The 19,083-nt window shown below is 44.5% G+C and carries 17 protein-coding genes, 1 other RNA gene and 1 other annotated feature; of the genes, 15 read left to right on the top strand and 3 right to left on the bottom strand.

What is annotated here, in order from left to right:
* The first annotated feature begins 26 nt into the window (after nucleotides 1–26).
* Nucleotides 27–293: a preprotein translocase subunit YajC gene (gene yajC / locus LWH95_RS06165; protein WP_003237527.1), complete on the top strand. Its 267-nt coding sequence runs from the start codon at nucleotides 27–29 to the stop codon at nucleotides 291–293.
* A gap of 57 nt (nucleotides 294–350) precedes the next feature.
* Here yajC and LWH95_RS06160 read toward each other — a convergent pair whose 3' ends face one another.
* Nucleotides 351–740 (bottom strand): TIGR04086 family membrane protein, encoded by a 390-nt coding sequence (locus LWH95_RS06160; protein ID WP_032731974.1) that lies wholly within the window; start codon nucleotides 738–740, stop codon nucleotides 351–353.
* A gap of 197 nt (nucleotides 741–937) precedes the next feature.
* Here LWH95_RS06160 and LWH95_RS06155 point away from each other — a divergent pair, with 197 nt between their 5' ends.
* Entirely contained in the window at nucleotides 938–1,594 is a 657-nt protein-coding gene (locus LWH95_RS06155; protein ID WP_060399142.1) for a DUF421 domain-containing protein, read from the top strand.
* A 3-nt stretch (nucleotides 1,595–1,597) separates the two neighbouring features.
* Here LWH95_RS06155 and spoVB read toward each other — a convergent pair whose 3' ends face one another.
* Nucleotides 1,598–3,154 carry a stage V sporulation protein B gene (gene spoVB, locus LWH95_RS06150; RefSeq protein ID WP_100275606.1) on the bottom strand — a complete coding sequence of 519 codons (1,557 nt, stop codon included), beginning with the start codon at nucleotides 3,152–3,154 and terminating at the stop codon, nucleotides 1,598–1,600.
* A gap of 114 nt (nucleotides 3,155–3,268) precedes the next feature.
* Here spoVB and comN point away from each other — a divergent pair, with 114 nt between their 5' ends.
* From comN to dtd, 8 genes are all read left to right on the top strand, one after another.
* A complete protein-coding gene (gene comN, locus LWH95_RS06145) occupies nucleotides 3,269–3,565 on the top strand; it encodes a post-transcriptional regulator ComN (RefSeq protein ID WP_003222684.1) in 297 nt (98 codons plus the stop codon).
* A 38-nt stretch (nucleotides 3,566–3,603) separates the two neighbouring features.
* Nucleotides 3,604–5,817: a protein translocase subunit SecDF gene (secDF, locus tag LWH95_RS06140; RefSeq protein WP_133486674.1), complete on the top strand. Its 2,214-nt coding sequence runs from the start codon at nucleotides 3,604–3,606 to the stop codon at nucleotides 5,815–5,817.
* Nucleotides 5,818–5,970: 153 nt separating this feature from the next.
* A complete protein-coding gene (locus tag LWH95_RS06135; RefSeq protein ID WP_232919164.1) occupies nucleotides 5,971–6,468 on the top strand; it encodes a cation:proton antiporter regulatory subunit in 498 nt (165 codons plus the stop codon).
* 76 nt (nucleotides 6,469–6,544) lie between these two features.
* Complete coding sequence (locus tag LWH95_RS06130) at nucleotides 6,545–6,868, top strand: LapA family protein (RefSeq protein WP_232919163.1); 324 nt, start codon at nucleotides 6,545–6,547, stop codon at nucleotides 6,866–6,868.
* A 66-nt stretch (nucleotides 6,869–6,934) separates the two neighbouring features.
* The gene (gene recJ / locus LWH95_RS06125) at nucleotides 6,935–9,295 is read left to right on the top strand and encodes a single-stranded-DNA-specific exonuclease RecJ (RefSeq protein ID WP_232919162.1); all 2,361 of its coding nucleotides are present in this window, start codon (nucleotides 6,935–6,937) and stop codon (nucleotides 9,293–9,295) included.
* 5 nt (nucleotides 9,296–9,300) lie between these two features.
* Nucleotides 9,301–9,813: an adenine phosphoribosyltransferase gene (locus LWH95_RS06120; protein WP_003237508.1), complete on the top strand. Its 513-nt coding sequence runs from the start codon at nucleotides 9,301–9,303 to the stop codon at nucleotides 9,811–9,813.
* Between the two features lie 169 nt (nucleotides 9,814–9,982).
* On the top strand, nucleotides 9,983–12,187 hold the full coding sequence (relA, locus tag LWH95_RS06115; protein WP_003237506.1) for a GTP diphosphokinase: 2,205 nt from the start codon (nucleotides 9,983–9,985) through the stop codon (nucleotides 12,185–12,187).
* A 12-nt stretch (nucleotides 12,188–12,199) separates the two neighbouring features.
* Nucleotides 12,200–12,640 carry a D-aminoacyl-tRNA deacylase gene (gene dtd, locus LWH95_RS06110; protein ID WP_100275609.1) on the top strand — a complete coding sequence of 147 codons (441 nt, stop codon included), beginning with the start codon at nucleotides 12,200–12,202 and terminating at the stop codon, nucleotides 12,638–12,640.
* A gap of 26 nt (nucleotides 12,641–12,666) precedes the next feature.
* Here dtd and LWH95_RS06105 read toward each other — a convergent pair whose 3' ends face one another.
* A complete protein-coding gene (locus LWH95_RS06105) occupies nucleotides 12,667–14,220 on the bottom strand; it encodes an SH3 domain-containing protein (RefSeq protein ID WP_232919161.1) in 1,554 nt (517 codons plus the stop codon).
* A 129-nt stretch (nucleotides 14,221–14,349) separates the two neighbouring features.
* Between LWH95_RS06105 and LWH95_RS06100 the strand changes: the two genes are divergently transcribed.
* The 5 genes from LWH95_RS06100 to LWH95_RS06080 all read left to right on the top strand — a co-directional run bounded on the left by LWH95_RS06100 (nucleotide 14,350) and on the right by LWH95_RS06080 (nucleotide 19,068).
* A complete protein-coding gene (locus LWH95_RS06100) occupies nucleotides 14,350–14,520 on the top strand; it encodes a YrzK family protein (RefSeq protein WP_003237500.1) in 171 nt (56 codons plus the stop codon).
* A 59-nt stretch (nucleotides 14,521–14,579) separates the two neighbouring features.
* Nucleotides 14,580–14,810: a binding site (T-box leader), on the top strand.
* 90 nt (nucleotides 14,811–14,900) lie between these two features.
* A complete protein-coding gene (hisS, locus tag LWH95_RS06095) occupies nucleotides 14,901–16,175 on the top strand; it encodes a histidine--tRNA ligase (protein WP_232919160.1) in 1,275 nt (424 codons plus the stop codon).
* A 13-nt stretch (nucleotides 16,176–16,188) separates the two neighbouring features.
* Nucleotides 16,189–17,967: an aspartate--tRNA ligase gene (aspS, locus tag LWH95_RS06090; RefSeq protein WP_232919159.1), complete on the top strand. Its 1,779-nt coding sequence runs from the start codon at nucleotides 16,189–16,191 to the stop codon at nucleotides 17,965–17,967.
* 60 nt (nucleotides 17,968–18,027) lie between these two features.
* A non-coding RNA gene (gene ssrS, locus LWH95_RS06085) (6S RNA) lies at nucleotides 18,028–18,220 on the top strand.
* Nucleotides 18,221–18,303: 83 nt separating this feature from the next.
* On the top strand, nucleotides 18,304–19,068 hold the full coding sequence (locus LWH95_RS06080; RefSeq protein ID WP_003237491.1) for a tRNA threonylcarbamoyladenosine dehydratase: 765 nt from the start codon (nucleotides 18,304–18,306) through the stop codon (nucleotides 19,066–19,068).
* Nucleotides 19,069–19,083 lie beyond the last annotated feature (15 nt).

Raw genomic sequence — 19,083 nt, 5'->3', positions numbered from 1 at the left:
CAGGCTTACAGAAAGGGGTGAAAATCATGACAGGCACTTTAGGTACATTGGTTCCTATTATTTTAATGTTTGCGGTCCTTTACTTCTTGCTGATTCGTCCTCAGCAAAAACAGCAAAAGGCAGTACGCCAAATGCAGGAGGAACTGAAAAAAGGCGATTCAGTAGTGACAATCGGGGGATTGCACGGTACTGTTGACTCTATCGACGAAAGCAAAGTCGTCATTAAGACTGGTGAAAACACACGTCTTACGTTCGACCGCCGCGCGATCAGAGAAGTTTCTGCTGCTGAATAACAGCAGGAGCTATACATAGCAAACAAAAAAAAGAGCGGGTGAACCCGCTCTTTTTTTTTATGTGGAAGACCTGTTTCCCCTCATGTTCACGCCGAAAATCCCGCCCAGCATGCATACCCCTAAAAATCCAAGATGGAATAGCAGCTGTTCCGCCGTAAATGTCTTTCCGAATCCTAAATACTGAAACAATAAAATAATCAGAGAAAAGCTTAAGGCAGTCAATGCCCCGATCATCCAGCCTCTTTCTTTCCCTTTCCCCCCTGAAATAAACCCGCCGATAAATAAAGAAAGAAATGAGATGGCGTTGATCAGCCAGTTGAATGATGCCTCTTCAAGCGAGGTTGCTGTCAGTAAAAGTGAAACGGCTAAACTCGTCAGGAGCATGGCTGAGAATATGGCGATTAAGCCGTAAAGAATGCCTTTTCCAACTTGTTTCGTTTCCTCCATGAATGTCTCCTCTCTGCCTGTATTAAAAGGCTTCTGATCTTTTTGAACAAAGCCGTCAGACATGCTGATGGCTCGTCTTTGTAAAAATGTATTCCCTTACCCCATGAATTAGACGTAAAAGCTTTATGAAATACGATCAGTTTTCCTTACATAAATTGTTCGTTTTGTTGCATCCTATTATGAGTTGGAGGTGCATGATGGAAGAGCTTCTCACTATTGCGTTTCGCACAATCGTATTATATTTTGTGATACTGGTCATTTTTCGTTTCATGGGCAAACGGGAAATCGGGGAGCTTAGTATTTTAGATCTCGTTGTCTTTATCATGATGGCTGAAATTGCCGTTTTAGCCATAGAAAACGTAGAAGATCATCTATTTCACACCATTTTGCCAATGCTTGTATTAATGATCATCCAAGTGACATTCGCATACTTATCTTTAAAAAACCGAAAAGTTCGCCAGCTTCTGGACGGCAAGCCGACCATTATTATTAAATACGGGAAAATTGACGAAGATGCCATGAAATCACAGCGTTATAATTTTGATGATTTAATGGTTCAGCTCAGAGAAAATAATATCGACAGAGTATCTGATGTATCATTTGCTATTTTAGAGCCGTCAGGCAAACTGACTGTTGTAAAGAAAGAAAACAGCGGAGAGCATCGGCAGCTCGAAATGCCGCTCATTATAGACGGCTCTATTCAAACAGAAAACCTGTCCAGAATCGGCAAAGACAAACAGTGGCTGCATGAAAAGTTACGAAAACACGGATATACAAACCCTTCAGACATTTCTTTTTGCTCGTTTACTGACGGAGAGTTATTTATTGATGAAAAAGATGGGCACCGCACGTGACCTTTACCGGACGATCAGACGTCCGATAATAGGAATGCGGCGAAGCTCATCTTTTTTAATTAAACCGAATGCGAGCAGGAGGATGATATAGATGCCTGCACTCATCGCAATCCATCCGGCGACATTCACAGCCTCGGACGCTCCAAAGCTTACATATTGTTTGATGGCGGAACTGATGAATCCGGAAATCACAATAACAGCAAAACTGAGTGCGTACTCCTTGATTTTAATACTGATCGGCAGTACCTTGCTTACTGTTGCCGCGTGCAAAAGCGTGACGAGCACCATACCTGTCACAATGGCTAATGCTGCGCCCATAATGCCGAGGGACGGTCTGGTGGCAAGGACGAAAATAAGGCCTGTTTTGACAAGCGCTCCGATTAGGCTGTTCATCATCGCAGCCCCGGCTAAATTAAGCGCCTGCAGCACTGCTTGAAGAGGGCCTTGGAAATAATAAAGCAGAAAAAATGGGGCCATCACTTTTATAAATACAGCAGCGCCTGAGGACCCATACATCACCCTCATCAGCTCATCCGCAAATACGAATAAAATGACAACTGAAATGCCTCCGCTAAGCAGGCAGAGCCGCATGGCTTGTTCCAAGCGGTATTCCACCACCTGCAATTTTTTCTGCTCCATTCCTTCACTGATCGCAGGAACAAGCGCGGTCGACAAAGAATATGTAATAAAGCTGGGCAGAGTCAGCAGCGTCATGGCAAAGCCCGTCAGTTCGCCGTATTGCTTTGTTGCGGCAACTGTCGCCACGCCGGCAATGGCAAGGCTTTGGGCGACGACAATCGGCTCAAAAAACCAAGAAAGATTTCCGATAAAACGGCTTCCGGTCGTTGGAAGGGATACGCTCATTAACTGGGAAAAAGTTTGTTTTCCGTTTTTTATTGACTGGAAAAAGTGCTTTCTGATTTTAATTGTCTTTTTATACTTAAAGCAAATGAATAAATAAAGGAGTGACGCCAGTTCCCCTGCGACTGAGGAGATCATTGCCCCCGCTGCAGCATATTCAATTCCGTAAGGGAGAAAAATCGTCGTGCATACGGCGACAAGTGAAATCCGGACGACCTGTTCAAGGACTTGAGACACGGCAAGCGGGTTCATATTCTGTTTTCCTTGAAAGTAACCCCTCAGCACACTCGATATAGCGATAATCGGTACAACTGGCGTAATGGCCAGAAGCGGGTACAATGTTCTCTTATCTGTCAGCATCGTTTCAGCCATAACCGGGGCGAAAAACAGAAACAGCGGTGTAAAGATCAGGCTGAGCACTCCTGTGATGGTCAGAGACATGACTAAAATATTTTTCGTTTTTTGATGATCGCCGCGCGCGCTGGCTTCAGCCACAAGCTTACTGATCGCCACCGGCAGACCGAATTGAGTTAATGTAGTGGCTAAGAAAAAGGTAGGCACCGCCATCATGTAAAGCCCGACTCCTTCTTCACCGATAAAACGGGCGATAACCACCCGGTTGACAAACCCGAGCATTCTTGTAACCATTCCAGCTGCGATAAGGATAAGAGTGCCCTTTAAAAACGTCTGTTTCGCCATTTTTACCCCCTGCCTTCTCAAACTACCTGTAATCATATACAATAAAGATATGCGTATATATCGTCCAAGCATGACAAGTCTTCTTGAAAAACAATAAAAAGGAGCGTGGAATTCATGGAGAAGCATCCCGCCGATCTATATAAAGACCACGTCAGGCCGTTTCTTTACAGCAAACTGGAAGAGTTTAAGATTCTCGGGTATGATGATGTTGAACTCGAAAGTTTGTGGTCATACTTAACAGGTAAGAAGTGGAAAAAGAAAACGGAACTGCACATTTATGAGATGACGAGCGATATTTTATCAGTGAAAATTGGCGAATTTATGAACTATGCAACCGTTGAGTCATTTAAAACGTCTAATTGGCTGGGAAGTGAAGAAGGCCAGGAAGCATTGGAAGAACTGCTGAGATAGCAGGTTGATTCGCACAGGTTTAAGGGAGGATATACATAATGAAAAAAGGACGCTTGATTGCGTTTTTCCTTTTCGTTTTATTGATCGGCACGGGCTTGGGCTACTTTACGAAGCCTGCCGCTAACAATATTACGTTAGGATTGGATTTGCAAGGCGGATTTGAGGTGCTGTATGATGTACAGCCCGTAAAAAAAGGTGACAAAATCACAAAAGACGTTCTGGTCAGCACAGTAGAGGCGCTGAACCGCAGGGCCAACGTTCTCGGTGTCAGCGAACCGAACATCCAAATTGAAGGAAATAACCGGATTCGCGTTCAGCTCGCTGGGGTGACAAACCAAAACAGAGCGCGTGAAATCTTGGCGACTGAAGCCCAGCTTTCTTTCAGAGATACGAATGACAAAGAATTGCTGAATGGCTCTGACCTCGTCGAAAACGGAGCCAAACAAACATATGATGCCAAAACAAATGAACCGATTGTCAGTATTAAACTGAAAGATGCTGATAAATTCGGTGAAGTGACCAAAAAGGTCATGAAAATGGCGCCAAATAACCAGCTTGTCATTTGGATGGATTACGAAAAAGGGGACTCCTTCAAAAAAGAAGTTCAAAAAGAGCATCCTAAATATGTATCCGCTCCAAATGTAAGTCAGGAATTAAACACAACAGACGTTACAATTGAAGGACAATTTACCGTTCAAGAAGCGAAAGATTTAGCCAGCATTTTAAACGCCGGCGCGCTTCCTGTGAAACTGACTGAAAAATATTCGACATCAGTAGGCGCACAATTCGGCCAGCAGGCACTCCATGATACGGTGTTTGCCGGTATTGTCGGTATTGCAATTATTTTCTTATTTATGCTTTTCTATTACCGCCTGCCGGGATTAATCGCTGTGATTACGCTATCAGTTTATGTATACATTACACTCCAGATTTTTGACTGGATGAATGCTGTACTTACACTTCCGGGAATTGCCGCTCTCATTTTAGGTGTCGGGATGGCTGTTGACGCCAACATCATCACCTATGAGCGGATTAAAGAAGAGCTCAAGCTAGGAAAGTCAGTCCGCTCTGCCTTCCGTTCAGGAAACAGACGGTCATTTGCGACGATTTTTGACGCGAATATTACAACGATTATTGCAGCAGTTGTGCTCTTTATCTTCGGGACAAGCTCTGTTAAAGGGTTTGCGACGATGCTGATTCTGTCGATTTTGACAAGCTTTATCACTGCCGTTTTCTTATCAAGATTTCTTCTCGCTCTCCTTGTGGAAAGCAGATGGCTTGATCGGAAAAAAGGCTGGTTCGGCGTCAACAAGAAGCATATCATGGATATTCAGGATACGGACGAAAATACAGAGCCGCATACACCGTTCCAAAAATGGGATTTCACGAGCAAACGCAAATATTTCTTTATTTTCTCCAGTGCGGTCACGATAGCCGGGATTATTATCCTGCTTGTGTTCAAGCTGAATCTTGGCATTGACTTTGCAAGCGGTGCACGGATTGAAGTGCAAAGCGACCATAAGCTGACGACAGAGCAGGTGGAGAAGGATTTTCAATCTCTGGGTATGGAACCTGATACTGTAGTTCTGTCAGGCGAAAAGAGCAATATCGGTGTTGCCCGTTTTGTTGGAGTGCCAGATAAAGATACCATTGCAAAAGTCAAAACGTATTTCAAAGACAAATACGGATCTGAGCCAAATGTCAGCACAGTTTCACCGACAGTCGGCAAAGAGCTGGCAAGAAATGCGCTGTACGCAGTTGCTATAGCTTCAATTGGCATCATCATTTACGTTTCGATCCGATTCGAATACAAAATGGCGATTGCCGCAATAGCTTCACTGCTTTATGACGCTTTCTTTATCGTCACGTTCTTTAGCATTACAAGGCTTGAGGTAGATGTTACGTTCATCGCGGCCGTCTTGACGATTATCGGGTATTCTATTAACGATACTATCGTTACATTTGACAGGGTTCGAGAGCATATGAAAAAGCGCAAACCGAAAACATTTGCCGACCTGAATCATATTGTAAACCTGAGCCTGCAGCAAACCTTTACACGATCTATTAACACAGTATTAACTGTCGTGATTGTTGTCGTGACATTGCTGATCTTTGGAGCATCTTCTATTACAAACTTCTCAATTGCTTTATTGGTCGGGCTGTTAACAGGCGTTTATTCCTCTCTCTACATTGCCGCACAAATTTGGCTTGCATGGAAAGGAAAAGAACTGAAAAAAGATTCGGCACAATAAAAAAACAGGCTGTCCTTTGCAGGGCAGCCTGTTTTTTGAAGTTTCATTGAACTTAAAATAGACATTTGCTATAATGACATACGCTTACATTTAAACATATAAATGGTGTTAAGAGTGTTTGTGACAGGTTTTCAGAATGTGGGAGGGTTATATATGAGGGTTCGCGAATCAGAGCTGCCGGGCATAGGGCAAAAAGTTGAAATGATTACTAGAAACCACGATAAAATTTCAATTATTATTCATCATGACGGCCGGAGAGAGCTGTACTATTTTGACGAAAACGATCATGAAGAATGTGTTGCCTCCGTGCAGTTAGATGACGCTGAAGCTAGGCAAATTTCTGCAATTCTCGGCGGAATGGCATATAAACCGAAAGCATTAGAAAGCGTCGAGGCAGCCCTTGGTGATTTGATCATAGAATGGTTTAAAGCAGAGACTGGAGCGCCTGCCATTCATCATACAATTGGTGATTTGGATGCAGGGCAGGAATATCATGTGACTGTCATTGCGATCATTAAGAAGAATCATGAAAAACAATTAAATCCGGGATCTGAAACAGTCATTGATGAGGGCGATACCCTTGTGATTTCCGGTGAGAGAAACGGACTGAAGAGGCTGATCCGGGAAAAATTAACTGCAAATGAGGCTTGACCTAGCGTCAAGCCATGTTTAAAACCAGTCTTGATAGGGAAAGTTACCTCAATAAGTGAAGTTTGGGGGAAAGAGAATGAATAAACAATGGACCATTATTTTCGCACTTATTTTTACCTTAATTGTCGCTATTTTTGCAGTCATTAATGTCAGATCGGTAGAAGTTGATTACCTGTTTGGCAGATCAGAATGGCCGCTCATTCTTGTCATTTTAGGCTCAGTTTTAATGGGAGCGCTGATCGTGTTTTCTGTTGGGATTTTTCAGGTGATGAAATTAAAGCGCGAAATAAAAGTGCTGCGGAAAGAAAACAAAACTGAGATACATAAACAAGAGGATACTCAACTTGCTGATCAGACCGATACACAGGATGCATCAGCCGTGATTGAGAAAAAAGACTAGTTTTCGAATAATATTTGAAACCCCTCAGCTTGCTCTAGTATAATAGGGTGGTTGAGGGGTGAATTTATGTTAGCGTCAAAAATGCGATGGGAAATCCAGCGACCAGATCAGGATAAGGTCAAATCACTCACAGAACAATTGCATATAACACCTCTTGTTGCGTCCCTGCTTGTAAAAAGAGGCTTTGATACGGCAGAAAGCGCAAAGCTGTTTTTACATACAAAGGATGCCGATTTTTATGACCCTTTTGAAATGAAGGGCATGAAAGAAGCGGCAGAGCGTATAAAACAGGCGATTTCACAACAAGAACAGATTATGATATATGGCGATTATGACGCCGATGGAGTTACCAGTACGTCAGTGATGCTGCACACACTGCAAAAGCTGTCGGCTCAAGTTGATTTTTATATACCTGACCGCTTTAAAGAAGGATATGGCCCTAATGAACAGGCGTTCCGTTCGATTAAAGAACGGGGCTTCTCTCTGATTATTACGGTTGATACAGGAATTGCCGCTGTGCATGAAGCAAAGGTGGCAAAGGAACTTGGGCTGGATGTCATTATAACCGATCACCATGAGCCGGGACCGGAGCTCCCGGATGTTCACGCGATCGTCCACCCGAAGCAGCCGGGTTGCACCTACCCGTTTAAAGAATTGGCCGGGGTCGGAGTCGCGTTTAAGCTTGCTCACGCTTTATTGGGCGAACTTCCAGAGGAACTGCTTGACTTGGCGGCAATCGGTACTATTGCCGATCTTGTCCCGCTGCATGACGAAAACAGATTAATTGCAACACTAGGACTTGAAAGGCTTCGGCGGACGACTCGGCTGGGTTTAAAAGAGCTGATCAAGCTGTCAGGCGGGGACATCGGAGAAGCGAACGAAGAAACAGTCGGTTTCCAGCTTGCACCAAGGCTGAATGCCGTCGGAAGAATTGAACAGGCTGATCCCGCTGTTCATTTGCTCATGTCAGAGGATCCGTTTGAAGCGGAAGAGCTTGCCGCCGAAATTGATCAGCTGAACAAAGAACGCCAAAAGATGGTCAGCAAAATGACGGATGAAGCGATTGAAATGGTTGAACAGCAAGGTCTCAATCAAACTGCAATCGTCGTGGCCAAAGCCGGGTGGAATCCGGGAGTCGTCGGGATTGTGGCTTCAAAGCTAGTGGACCGTTTCTACAGACCGGCCATTGTGCTCGGCATTGATGAAGAAAAAGGGATTGCTAAAGGATCGGCCCGAAGCATCAGGGGCTTTAATTTATTCGAGAGCCTTTCTGAATGCAGAGATATTCTCCCTCATTTCGGCGGCCATCCAATGGCGGCGGGGATGACGCTGAATGCCGAAGATGTGCCGGATTTGCGTAACAGACTGAATGAAATAGCGAACAACACGCTTACGGAAGAAGATTTTATTCCTGTACAGGAAGTCGATCTTGTCTGCGATGTCGAGGACATTACAGTTGAAAGCATCACAGAGATGAACCAGCTGTCCCCATTTGGCATGCTGAACCCGAAACCGCACGTTCTCGTAGAAAACGCTGTGCTGGAAGATGTCCGCAAGATCGGGGCTAATAAAAATCATGTCAAAATGACGGTCAGAAACGAGTCATCCCAGCTTGATTGCGTCGGTTTTAATAAAGGTGAGCTTGAAGAAGGCATCGTCCCGGGTTCAAGAATTTCAATTGTCGGCGAGATGTCAATCAACGAATGGAACAATAGAAAAAAACCGCAGCTTATGATTAAGGATGCCGCTGTTTCTGAATGGCAGCTGTTTGATTTAAGGGGAAAACGGATGTGGGAAGACACAGTTTCCGCCCTTCCATCTGCTAAACGGGCCATTGTCTCTTTCAAAGAAGACTCAACAACACTTCTTCAGACTGAAAACCTTCGCCACGAAGTGCACGTCATTAGCTCTGTAGATCAAGCGAAGGCGTTTGACCTCGATGGTGCATATATTGTATTACTTGATCCGCCGCCTTCGTTGGACATGCTTGCACGTTTGCTGGAAGGCAAGACGCCCGAGCGGATATATTTTATTTTTCTCAATCATGAGGACCACTTTTTATCAACTTTTCCCGCAAGAGACCACTTTAAATGGTATTATGCGTTCTTGCTGAAAAGAGGCGCTTTTGACGTAAAAAAACACGGTTCAGAGCTTGCAAGACATAAAGGCTGGTCCGTTGAAACAATCAATTTCATGACAAAGGTGTTTTTTGATCTAGGTTTTGTTAAAATAGAGAATGGTGTGCTGTCTGTGGTTAGCGGAGTAAAGAAACGCGACTTAACAGACTCACAAACATATCAGGAGAAACAGCAGCTAATGGAACTGGATCAAAAGCTGAATTATTCTTCTGCTGAAGAGCTGAAGGAATGGCTGAATAAGCTGATGAAACAAGATTCAGAGGCTTATGAAAGTACGAGGAGGACATAAAACAGATGGATTTAAAACAATACGTAACAATTGTACCGGATTACCCGAAAGAGGGCGTGCAATTTAAAGATATTACGACACTGATGGATAAAGGCGATGTATACCGCTATGCCACAGATCAAATTGTTGAATATGCGAAAGAAAAACAAATTGATTTGGTCGTCGGCCCTGAAGCGCGCGGCTTTATTATCGGCTGTCCCGTTGCTTACGCGCTAGGCGTAGGTTTTGCGCCGGTCCGCAAAGAAGGCAAACTGCCACGTGAAGTGATCAAAGTGGATTACGGCTTGGAATACGGAAAAGACGTATTAACGATCCACAAAGATGCCATTCAACCGGGGCAGCGTGTGCTTATCACAGACGACCTGCTTGCGACAGGCGGCACAATTGAAGCCACAATCAAACTTGTTGAAGAGCTTGGCGGCGTTGTTGCTGGTATCGCTTTTTTAATCGAGCTTTCTTACCTTGACGGCAGAGAAAAACTTGATGATTATGACATTTTAACATTAATGAAATACTGAGGATAATCGCATAACGGAAAAAGCACTCCATGTCAGGGTGCTTTTTTCCTATTGTTTTGACATTTATTTTATATAATATTTGGCTATTTGAACTTCTGCTCTTTACATCTTTCGTTTTTTTCTTGATAATAAACTACAATACAGTTTACATTTTAAAAAAGGTGATTCCATGGCGAACGAACAAGTATTGACTGCCGAGCAAGTTATTGATAAAGCGCGCAGCTATCTATCCGATGAGCATATCGCATTTGTCGAAAAAGCATATCTGTACGCTGAAGGTGCTCATCGCGAGCAATACCGCAAATCGGGCGAGCCATATATAATTCATCCGATTCAGGTTGCGGGCATTCTCGTTGATCTTGAAATGGACCCTTCCACGATCGCAGGCGGATTTTTGCACGATGTCGTGGAAGATACAGATGTGACGCTCGATGACCTGAAAGAAGCATTTTCCGAAGAAGTGGCAATGCTTGTGGACGGCGTAACGAAGCTCGGCAAAATTAAATATAAATCTCAAGAGGAACAACAGGCGGAAAATCATCGCAAAATGTTTGTCGCTATGGCTCAAGATATCCGGGTCATACTGATCAAGCTGGCGGATCGTCTTCACAATATGCGGACGCTGAAACATCTTCCTCAGGAAAAACAGCGGAGAATTTCAAATGAAACGCTGGAAATTTTTGCTCCTTTGGCGCATCGTCTCGGGATTTCAAAAATTAAGTGGGAATTGGAAGATACGGCGCTCCGTTATTTGAATCCTCAGCAATATTACAGAATTGTCAACCTCATGAAGAAGAAACGCGCAGAACGTGAGCTTTATGTCGAAGAGGTTGTCAATGAAGTGAAGAAACGTGTCGAAGAAGTGAACATTAAGGCTGACTTCTCGGGACGTCCAAAGCATATTTACAGCATTTATCGAAAAATGGTACTGCAAAATAAGCAATTCAACGAAATTTACGATTTGCTGGCTGTCCGCATTCTTGTGAATAGCATAAAGGACTGCTACGCGGTGCTCGGCATCATTCACACATGCTGGAAACCGATGCCCGGCAGATTCAAAGATTATATCGCAATGCCGAAGCCGAATATGTATCAATCTCTTCATACAACGGTTATTGGACCTAAAGGCGATCCGCTTGAAGTGCAGATCCGCACCTTTGAAATGCATGAAATTGCGGAATACGGGGTTGCGGCTCACTGGGCTTATAAAGAAGGGAAAGCGGCCAATGAAGGCGCAACCTTTGAGAAAAAGCTTTCTTGGTTCCGTGAAATTTTAGAATTCCAAAATGAATCAACTGATGCAGAAGAATTTATGGAATCGCTCAAAATCGATTTGTTTTCTGACATGGTGTATGTCTTTACGCCGAAAGGAGATGTAATCGAGCTTCCGTCCGGTTCTGTTCCGATTGATTTTTCTTACCGGATTCACTCTGAAATCGGCAATAAAACAATCGGTGCCAAAGTAAACGGAAAAATGGTAACGCTGGACCATAAGCTTCGGACAGGTGATATCGTTGAAATTCTCACCTCTAAGCATTCCTACGGTCCGAGCCAGGATTGGGTGAAGCTTGCCCAAACATCCCAGGCGAAGCATAAGATCCGTCAATTCTTTAAGAAACAGCGGCGCGAAGAAAATGTCGAAAAAGGCCGTGAACTGGTAGAAAAAGAAATTAAAAATCTGGATTTTGAAGTGAAGGATGTCTTAACGCCGGAGAATATCCAGAAGGTTGCTGACAAGTTTAATTTCTCAAATGAAGAGGATATGTACGCAGCGGTCGGCTACAACGGCATTACAGCCTTGCAGGTGGCAAACCGCCTGACGGAAAAAGAGAGAAAGCAACGCGATCAGGAAGAACAAGAAAAGATCGTTCAGGAAGTCACTGCGGAATCTAAGCCATACCCGCAAGGAAGAAAACGGGAAGCGGGCGTTCGCGTCAAGGGCATCGACAATCTTCTTGTCCGTTTATCAAAATGCTGCAATCCTGTACCGGGTGACGATATTGTCGGATTTATCACAAAAGGCAGAGGGGTTTCGGTCCATCGTGAAGACTGTCCGAATGTCAAAACGAATGAAGCCCAGGAGCGGCTGATCCCGGTAGAGTGGGAACATGAGTCACAGGTTCAAAAGCGCAAGGAATACAATGTTGAGATAGAGATTCTTGGTTATGACCGCCGCGGATTGCTGAACGAGGTGCTTCAGGCAGTGAATGAAACGAAAACAAATATTTCATCTGTCTCTGGCAAATCGGACCGCAATAAAGTGGCAACCATTCATATGGCGATTTTCATTCAGAATATTAATCACTTGCATAAAGTCGTCGAGCGTATTAAACAGATAAGAGATATCTATTCTGTGCGCCGCGTCATGAACTAGAGGGGTTAAAAAATGAGATTAGTTGTTCAGCGAGTAACAGAAGCAAACGTTACTGTGGATGAAGACGTTGTCGGTCAAATTGGACAAGGCCTCATGGTGCTGGTCGGCATCACTCACGATGATACAGAAGAGGATGCAGCTTATTTAGCCGATAAAGTTGTTCATCTACGTATTTTTGATGACAGTGAAGGAAAAATGAATCTGTCTCTTTTAGATATAGGAGGAGAGATTTTATCTGTCTCACAGTTTACGCTTTACGGAGATACGAAAAAAGGGCGCCGGCCGAACTACATGAACGCCGCCAAACCTGATAAAGCTTTAGGGCTTTATGAAAAATGGAATGACCTACTTCGTGAAAAAGGAATCAAGGTGGAGACCGGAACGTTTGGAGCAATGATGGATGTTCAGCTAACAAACTCCGGACCGGTCACGCTCATTATGGATTCAAAATAAAAAAAGCTGCCAAGAGGCAGCTTTTTTTATTGGAAATATTTCTCTAATCCACTTTCGATCCCGTCTGTTACTTTTTCTTGGTATGAATTGCTATGTACAATGGCTTCTTCCTGCGGATGGCTTACATATCCCAGCTCATACAGCATAGCGGGCTGCCTGTTTTCCCTGAGCACAAAATAATCTCCGAATAACACGCCGCGGTCAGGAATGGAAGAACGCTTTACCACTTCAGAGTGTACATCTGATGCCAGTTCCTGATCTTTGGCAGGACTGTAGTAATAAGCAGTGCTGCCTCTTGTGGAAGTATCTGCATAGCTGTCATAGTGAATGCTTATAAAGGCGTCAGCGTTGCGATAGTGAGACGTGGAGACCCGTGACTGTAAACTGACAAAGGTATCATCCTGGCGTGTCACATACACATCTGCTCCAGCTGATCTGAGTTTACTGGCGAGCAGCTTTGCCGTCTTGATCGTCAGGTTTTTCTCAAATTTGCCCGAATAGCCGATCGTTCCGCTGTCTTTTCCTCCGTGTCCCGGGTCAACAATAATCGTTTTATTGTTCAGAGAGCCGTTTCCGGACGGGGAATCAGAGACAGGCGGCTCACCTGCTTCTTCTGCGCTTTTAGACGTTTGGACCACCCAATTGGCTACATAAGCAGTCTGCCCGTTATCAAGCTTTATTTCATACCAGCTTCCCTTTGAACCAGTAATGGTATACGAATCGCCTTTGGCAGCACGTTCAACGATCGAAGCTGATGTTGACGCTTCACTTCTTAAATTCGTTCCTCCGTATACGATATAGGCTTTTTTAGCGGTGGATGAACTGCTGGCATTTGCTGAATCTTCAGCTGGATCAGAACTAGTCAAAAGGTAATGACTTGCAACCCAGCCTTTCAGCCCATTCACCTCGATGTGAGCCCAGCCATTTTTCTCGTTGAGAATCGTCAGTTTCGTTCCGCGGTCAAGTTTTGTTATAATCGCCGCGTCATGTGAGGCGGAGGCTCTTACATTAAGTGAAGAAACACCGACTGTGCCCGTTGATGCCCCGGAAGATTCGGTTTGATCGCTCTCATCAGACGCTGAACTGCTGCCGCCTGACGTGACATATTCAGATGACACCCATCCGGTGGCATTTTGATAGGATATCTTGATCCAGCCGGAATCTTTATCAATGACAGATGCTTGGCTGCCTTGAGGGAATTTGCCGATGACTTCGTATGAAGTGCCCGGTCCGGTTCTCATCCGCAGATCGGGGTCTGTTGATGTCACAGTGTCACTGCTTTCTGAAGAACTTGAGCTGGCCTGGTCTTCCTTTGTAATAAGCCAGGAGACCACCCATCCTTTTTCTCCGGAACCAAGCTGTATCTGCACCCAGTCTCCGTCTTCCTTTAAAATCGGGTAGTGCTCTCCCTTTCTCACTTCCGCTGTAATGCCGTAGCTAAGCCCCGGGCCGCTTCTGACGTTCATTTCATCTGTTGCGATGACCGCTTCTCCCTGAGCGGCTGTAACAGATGAAAAAGGCGGGAAAAGCGCCCCGGCGACGATAATACATACAATAAGAACAAAGTATTTCTTGCTCATTGTGTCCTCCTTTCGATGATCATAAAAAAGCATTCTTGCTTAATATCGTAAAGTCCTTTCTGATTTTTAAATAAAAATAAAATGATTTGTTTATACTAGGCATAAATAAATCAAAAAGGTGTGCAAATCATGAAATATCATCCAAAAATGGGACGCGCATTTCACGACGGTGAAGCAAATCTGCATTACAGCGATCACGCTGACCCCGATACGACCGGTTATCTTACGGAAACAGCTTCTGAATTTGGTCTTATGTCCAAAGAAGCAGCGATGAGGAAAAACAACCGGAATAAAGCTTGACAGAGAACCCCAATCCCATTATTATAATAGAAATTGAGTACATAGCAAATGATGAATGATTTGAACCAATAATGGAGAAGAGTAGGTCAGATTGCATGGCTAGAGAGGAACCGCCCCGGCTGAAAGCGGATCCCATTGCGTCTTTCTCGAAACAACACTCCGGAGGTTTCCTGCTGAACGCGTTAATCCCGTCATTAGGCAGTGAACGTGAACCTGCGTTAAAGGATCGAGCGGGAATATGAACATATTCCAATTAGGGTGGCACCACGGGTATAACTCTCGTCCCTACTATACATGTATAGTAGGGGCGGGGGTTTTTTTCATTTTCATCATTAACGATAATTGTATATTTTATAAGGAATACATAAGGAGGTCTACATATGGGATATAACATTCCGAGAGGAACACAGGATATTCTGCCTGAAGAATCAGATCGCTGGCAGTTTGTTGAACAAATTATGAGAGACACTTGCCACACTTATCAATATAAAGAAATCCGCACACCGATTTTTGAGCATACAGAACTGTTTGCCAGAGGTGTCGGGGAGTCAACGGATATCGTACAAAAAGAAATGTATACCTTTCAGGACCGCAAAGGCAGAAGCCTGACGCTTCGTCCAGAGGGAACAGCCGCGGCGGTTCGCGCTTTTAATGAAAACAAGCTATTCGCAAATCCTGTTCAGCCGACAAAGCTTTATTATGTCGGGCCGATGTTCCGTTACGAACGTCCGCAGACGGGCCGCTTCCGCCAGTTCTATCAGTTCGGAATTGAAGCGATTGGCTCGAAAGACCCTGCGATCGATGCAGAAGTAATGGCGCTTGCGATGAGTATTTATCAAAAAGCAGGCTTGCAAAATGTTAAGCTTGTTCTTAACAGTCTCGGCGATCAAGAAAGCCGCAAAAGCTACAGAGAAGCGCTCGTGAAACATTTTGAGCCTCGCATCGAAGAGTTTTGTTCAGACTGCCAGTCACGTCTGCACACGAACCCGCTCAGAATCTTGGACTGCAAAAAAGACCGAGATCATGAGCTGATGAAATCGGCACCTTCGATTTTGACCTATTTAAATGAAGAATCAGCTGCTTATTTTGAAAAAGTGAAACAATACTTAAACGACCTTGGCATTTCGTATGAAATCGATCCTAACCTTGTGAGAGGATTGGATTATTACAACCACACCGCATTTGAAATCATGAGCAATGCGGAGGGCTTTGGCGCGATTACGACACTTGCCGGCGGCGGACGCTACGACGGACTTGTCGAACAGATCGGCGGACCTGAAGCGCCGGGCATCGGATTTGCGATGAGCATTGAACGCCTGCTTGCCGCAATTGATGCTGAAAAAAGAGAACTGCCTGTTGATCAGGGAATTGACTGCTATATCGTCACACTCGGCGAAAAAGCGAAGGATTATTCTGTTTCATTGGTGTACAAACTGAGAGAAGCAGGCATTTCCAGCGAAATTGATTATGAAAATAAGAAAATGAAAGGCCAGTTTAAAACAGCTGACCGCCTGAATGCCAGATTTATTGCGATTTTGGGTGAAGATGAGCTTGCCCAAAATAAAATCAATGTAAAGGATTCACAGACGGGCGAACAGATTGAAGTGGCACTTGATGAATTTATACATGTGATGAAGGCAAACCAAAAGGGATAAGGAGTGGAACGCATTGTTTGGAAGAACATATTATTGCGGTGATATAACTGAAAAAGCAATTGGTGAATCTGTAACGCTGAAAGGCTGGGTCCAAAAAAGACGGGACCTCGGCGGATTGATTTTTATTGACTTGCGTGACCGTACAGGAATTGTTCAGGTCGTTTTTAACCCTGATGTGTCAAAAGAAGCGCTTGCTATTGCAGAAGGCATCAGAAACGAATACGTCCTTGATGTTAAAGGGAAAGTGGTAGCGCGTGAAGAAGGCACGGTCAATGCGAATTTGAAAACAGGCGCAATCGAAATTCACGCTGATGGAGTGACAGTATTAAGTGCTGCAAAGACACCGCCGTTTGCGATTTCTGATCAAGCAGAAGACGTATCAGAGGACGTCCGTTTAAAACACCGTTACTTAGATTTGCGCAGACCGGCTATGTTTCAAACGATGCAGATGCGGCATAACGTGACGAAAGCAGTCCGCATCTTTTTAGATGATAACGGGTTTCTTGATATTGAAACGCCGATTTTAACAAAAAGCACACCTGAGGGAGCACGTGACTACTTGGTGCCGAGCCGTGTGCACGAAGGTGAGTTCTATGCGCTGCCTCAGTCTCCGCAGCTATTTAAACAGCTTCTGATGGTATCCGGCATTGAACGCTATTATCAGATTGCCCGCTGTTTCCGCGATGAAGACTTGCGTGCGGACCGCCAGCCTGAGTTTACGCAGATCGATATTGAAATGTCCTTTATGAGCCAGGAAGACATTATGTCATTGGCTGAGGATATGATGGCAAAGATTATGCGTGAAACAAAAGGGGTGGAGCTCAAGCTTCCTCTTCCTCGAATGACGTATGACGAGGCAATGAACAAATACGGTTCTGATAAACCTGATACGCGTTTTGACATGCTGTTGACAGATGTGTCTGACATTGTGAAGGATACAGAATTTAAAGTATTCTCATCAGCTGTGGAAAACGGCGGCGTTGTCAAAGCGATTAATGTAAAAGGCGGAGCCGGCGATTACTCCAGAAAAGACATCGACGCTCTTGGCGCTTTTGCTGCAAACTACGGGGCAAAGGGACTTGCCTGGGTGAAAGTTGAGGCAGACGGAGTAAAAGGCCCGATCGCCAAATTCTTTGATGAAGAAAAGCAGTCTAAGCTGATTGAAGCACTTGAGGCTGCTGAAGGTGATTTGCTGCTGTTCGGAGCGGATAAATTCGAAGTTGTAGCCGCATCACTCGGCGCCCTGCGCTTAAAGCTTGGAAAAGAGCGCGGACTGATTGACGAAAACCTGTTTAATTTCTTATGGGTCATCGACTGGCCGCTCTTAGAGCATGATCCGGAGGAAGGCCGTTTTTACGCAGCCCACCATCCGTTCACAATGCCTGTCCGTGAAGACCTTGAGCTGATTGAAACAGCGCCTGAAGACATGAAAGCACAAGCCTATGACCTCGTCTTAAACGGCTATGAGCTTGGCGGAGGTTCGATCCGTATTTTCGAAAAGGATATTCAGGAAAAAATGTTTGCGCTTCTTGGCTTCTCACAAGAAGAAGCAGCTGAGCAGTTCGGATTCCTTTTAGAAGCATTTGAATACGGCGCTCCTCCGCACGGCGGAATCGCGCTCGGCTTAGACCGACTCGTTATGCTTCTCGCAGGACGTACGAACCTAAGAGATACGATCGCATTCCCGAAAACGGCAAGTGCAAGCTGCCTGATGACAGAAGCGCCAGGGGAAGTAAGCGACGCCCAGCTTGATGAGCTTCATCTTTCTATTAAGAAAAAAGTTAAGAACTGAATGAGCAGTTCGATTCTTGAAAATCAAAATCGTCTGTGATATGATTTTGACAAGTTAAATAAAGTCCTGATGTGTTAGTTGTACACCTAGTTTTGACCGAACATTTTTTTGATTTGGGAGCCCGCATTTTTAAATGGCGTACATGCCTCTTTTCATTCGGTAAAGAGGACTTACAAGATTTAAAAGAGGGCACCCACCTGCTGAGAGCGGGTTCAAAACAAAGGAAAGCTGCAACGGCACTATTGGGACTTTATTTTTTGTGCGCAGAAAAAACGGCTGCTCATGGATCAGCCATTTTATAGATGAAAACCAGAATACGAATGTGGAGTGAGGTTCTTGTTACACCAGTTTTCACGCAATGAATTAGCTATCGGAAAAGAAGGCCTTGAAACGCTGAAAAACAGCACGGTTGCTGTTCTTGGGGTCGGCGGAGTCGGATCGTTCGCGGCGGAAGCTCTCGCACGGTCAGGCGTCGGCCGCATTCTGCTTGTCGACAAAGATGATGTAGACATTACAAATGTAAACCGCCAGCTTCACGCGCTTCTTTCAACAGTCGGACAGCCGAAAGTTGATTTAATGAAAGCGCGGATCGCAGACATTAACCCAGAGTGTGAAGTGATCGCGTTAAAAATGTTCTATACGGAAGAAACGTATGAGCAATTTTTTGAATATAATCTTGACTATGTCATTGATGCGTCAGACACCATTCATTATAAAATTCATTTAATGAAAGAATGTCTGAAACGGGATATTCCGCTCATTTCCAGCATGGGTGCAGCGAATAAAACGGATCCGACACGCTTCCAAATCGCTGATATTTCAAAAACGCACACTGATCCAATTGCAAAGGTCGTCCGTACGAGATTACGCAAAGAGGGTATCAAAAAGGGCGTTCAAGTGATTTTCTCTGACGAAAGCCCGATTGTCATTCGGGAAGATGTCAGAAAAGAAGTGGGAAATGATGAAGCGAAAATCCGCAAAGCGAAAATGCCGCCATCCTCTAATGCTTTTGTGCCGTCAGTTGCCGGTTTGATTATGGGCGGACATGTTGTCATGGATCTTTTGAAAGACATTGAAATCAAACGTGTGAAAGATAAATAACCCGTAAAAAACAGC

Origin of the sequence: Bacillus sp. G16 (assembly GCF_021282335.1) — a bacterium.
Lineage (GTDB): Bacteria > Bacillota > Bacilli > Bacillales > Bacillaceae > Bacillus > Bacillus inaquosorum.
The sequence above is the reverse complement of the archived record's forward strand: the minus strand, read 5'-3'. Positions and strand labels throughout refer to the sequence as shown.

Coding starts and splice junctions, on each gene's coding strand:
- yajC (WP_003237527.1), top strand. CDS start 27: ATGACAGGCACTTTAGGTACATTGGTTCCTATTATTTTAATGTTTGCG.
- LWH95_RS06160 (WP_032731974.1), bottom strand. CDS start 740: ATGGAGGAAACGAAACAAGTTGGAAAAGGCATTCTTTACGGCTTAATC.
- LWH95_RS06155 (WP_060399142.1), top strand. CDS start 938: ATGGAAGAGCTTCTCACTATTGCGTTTCGCACAATCGTATTATATTTT.
- spoVB (WP_100275606.1), bottom strand. CDS start 3,154: ATGGCGAAACAGACGTTTTTAAAGGGCACTCTTATCCTTATCGCAGCT.
- comN (WP_003222684.1), top strand. CDS start 3,269: ATGGAGAAGCATCCCGCCGATCTATATAAAGACCACGTCAGGCCGTTT.
- secDF (WP_133486674.1), top strand. CDS start 3,604: ATGAAAAAAGGACGCTTGATTGCGTTTTTCCTTTTCGTTTTATTGATC.
- LWH95_RS06135 (WP_232919164.1), top strand. CDS start 5,971: ATGAGGGTTCGCGAATCAGAGCTGCCGGGCATAGGGCAAAAAGTTGAA.
- LWH95_RS06130 (WP_232919163.1), top strand. CDS start 6,545: ATGAATAAACAATGGACCATTATTTTCGCACTTATTTTTACCTTAATT.
- recJ (WP_232919162.1), top strand. CDS start 6,935: ATGTTAGCGTCAAAAATGCGATGGGAAATCCAGCGACCAGATCAGGAT.
- LWH95_RS06120 (WP_003237508.1), top strand. CDS start 9,301: ATGGATTTAAAACAATACGTAACAATTGTACCGGATTACCCGAAAGAG.
- relA (WP_003237506.1), top strand. CDS start 9,983: ATGGCGAACGAACAAGTATTGACTGCCGAGCAAGTTATTGATAAAGCG.
- dtd (WP_100275609.1), top strand. CDS start 12,200: ATGAGATTAGTTGTTCAGCGAGTAACAGAAGCAAACGTTACTGTGGAT.
- LWH95_RS06105 (WP_232919161.1), bottom strand. CDS start 14,220: ATGAGCAAGAAATACTTTGTTCTTATTGTATGTATTATCGTCGCCGGG.
- LWH95_RS06100 (WP_003237500.1), top strand. CDS start 14,350: ATGAAATATCATCCAAAAATGGGACGCGCATTTCACGACGGTGAAGCA.
- hisS (WP_232919160.1), top strand. CDS start 14,901: ATGGGATATAACATTCCGAGAGGAACACAGGATATTCTGCCTGAAGAA.